Source organism: Hydrogenophaga crocea (genome assembly GCF_011388215.1).
GTDB classification, from domain to species: Bacteria; Pseudomonadota; Gammaproteobacteria; order Burkholderiales; family Burkholderiaceae_C; genus Hydrogenophaga; species Hydrogenophaga crocea.
The window spans coordinates 4,005,001-4,007,500 of record NZ_CP049989.1; the positions used below are offsets into that span (position 1 = coordinate 4,005,001).

A 2,500-nucleotide genomic window follows, 5' to 3' on the forward strand; every position below is an offset into this window, starting at 1 on the left:
GAAGCCTGCAAGTGATAGCACAAGACTTAGCGGAACGCTTTGGAAAGGGCGGCCATAGTGGGTGATAGCCCCGTACGCGAAAAGACCTGTGTGGTACTGAGCTTGCGAAAAGTAGGGCGGGACACGTGAAATCCTGTCTGAAGATGGGGGGACCATCCTCCAAGGCTAAATACTCATCATCGACCGATAGTGAACAAGTACCGTGAGGGAAAGGCGAAAAGAACCCCGGGAGGGGAGTGAAATAGATCCTGAAACCGCATGCTTACAAAAAGTCGGAGCCCGCAAGGGTGACGGCGTACCTTTTGTATAATGGGTCAGCGACTTACATTCAGTGGCAAGCTTAACCGAATAGGGTAGGCGCAGGGAAACCGAGTCCGAATAGGGCGATTCAGTCGCTGGGTGTAGACCCGAAACCAGGTGATCTATCCATGGCCAGGATGAAGGTGCCGTAACAGGTACTGGAGGTCCGAACCGACCAGTGTTGCAAAACTGGCGGATGAGCTGTGGATAGGGGTGAAAGGCTAAACAAACCTGGAAATAGCTGGTTCTCTCCGAAAACTATTTAGGTAGTGCCTCAAGTATTACCGTCGGGGGTAGAGCACTGTTTTGGCTAGGGGGTCATGGCGACTTACCAAACCAAGGCAAACTCCGAATACCGATGAGTACAGCTTGGGAGACAGAGCACCGGGTGCTAACGTCCGGACTCAAGAGGGAAACAACCCAGACCGCCAGCTAAGGTCCCTAAAATTGGCTAAGTGGGAAACGAAGTGGGAAGGCTAAAACAGTCAGGATGTTGGCTTAGAAGCAGCCATCATTTAAAGAAAGCGTAATAGCTCACTGATCGAGTCGTCCTGCGCGGAAGATGTAACGGGGCTCAAGCCAGTTACCGAAGCTGCGGATTCGCCAGCAATGGCGAGTGGTAGGAGAGCGTTCTGTAAGCCTGTGAAGGTGGCTTGTAAAGGCTGCTGGAGGTATCAGAAGTGCGAATGCTGACATGAGTAGCGTTAAAGCGGGTGAAAAGCCCGCTCGCCGTAAGCGCAAGGTTTCCTACGCAACGTTCATCGGCGTAGGGTGAGTCGGCCCCTAAGGCGAGGCAGAGATGCGTAGCTGATGGCAAGCAGGTCAATATTCCTGCACCGATCACAAGTGCGATGTGGGGACGGATCTTAATAAGTTATCCGGGTGTTGGATGTCCCGGTTTAGGCAGATGTAGGCGCGCGTTAGGCAAATCCGGCGCGCATATACCGAGGCTGTCGATCGAGCGAGCTTGCTCGCGAAGTAACTGAAAGGGGTCCCAGGAAAAGCCACTAAGCTTCAGCTTGTGATCGACCGTACCGCAAACCGACACTGGTGCGCGAGATGAGTATTCTAAGGCGCTTGAGAGAACTCGGGAGAAGGAACTCGGCAAATTGACACCGTAACTTCGGAAGAAGGTGTGCCCTAGTAGTGTGTAGAGAACATCGAAGCACGAATGGGTTGCAAAAAATAGGTGGCTGCGACTGTTTATTAAAAACACAGCACTCTGCAAACACGAAAGTGGACGTATAGGGTGTGACGCCTGCCCGGTGCTGGAAGATTAATTGATGGGGTGCAAGCTCTTGATCGAAGTCCCAGTAAACGGCGGCCGTAACTATAACGGTCCTAAGGTAGCGAAATTCCTTGTCGGGTAAGTTCCGACCTGCACGAATGGCGTAACGATGGCCACACTGTCTCCTCCCGAGACTCAGCGAAGTTGAAATGTTTGTGATGATGCAATCTCCCCGCGGAAAGACGGAAAGACCCCATGAACCTTTACTGTAGCTTTGTATTGGACTTTGAACAGATCTGTGTAGGATAGGTGGGAGGCTTTGAAGCCTGGTCGCTAGATCAGGTGGAGCCAACGTTGAAATACCACCCTGGTGTGTTTGAGGTTCTAACCTAGGCCCGTGATCCGGGTCGGGGACAGTGCATGGTAGGCAGTTTGACTGGGGCGGTCTCCTCCCAAAGCGTAACGGAGGAGTTCGAAGGTACGCTAGGTACGGTCGGACATCGTGCTAATAGTGCAATGGCATAAGCGTGCTTAACTGCGAGACTGACAAGTCGAGCAGATGCGAAAGCAGGACATAGTGATCCGGTGGTTCTGTATGGAAGGGCCATCGCTCAACGGATAAAAGGTACTCTGGGGATAACAGGCTGATACCGCCCAAGAGTTCATATCGACGGCGGTGTTTGGCACCTCGATGTCGGCTCATCTCATCCTGGGGCTGTAGCCGGTCCCAAGGGTATGGCTGTTCGCCATTTAAAGAGGTACGTGAGCTGGGTTTAAAACGTCGTGAGACAGTTTGGTCCCTATCTTCCGTGGGCGCTGCAGATTTGAGGAAGCCTGCTCCTAGTACGAGAGGACCGGAGTGGACGCACCTCTGGTGTACCGGTTGTCACGCCAGTGGCATTGCCGGGTAGCTAAGTGCGGAAGAGATAACCGCTGAAAGCATCTAAGCGGGAAACTCGTTCCAAGATGAGA

The 2,500-nt window shown here is 52.8% G+C and carries 1 rRNA gene (cut by both window edges); it reads left to right on the forward strand.

From position 1 onward, the window contains the following. Positions 1-2,500: ribosomal RNA gene (locus G9Q37_RS19020) — 23S ribosomal RNA — on the forward strand (it extends past both window edges: 254 nt to the left, 120 nt to the right).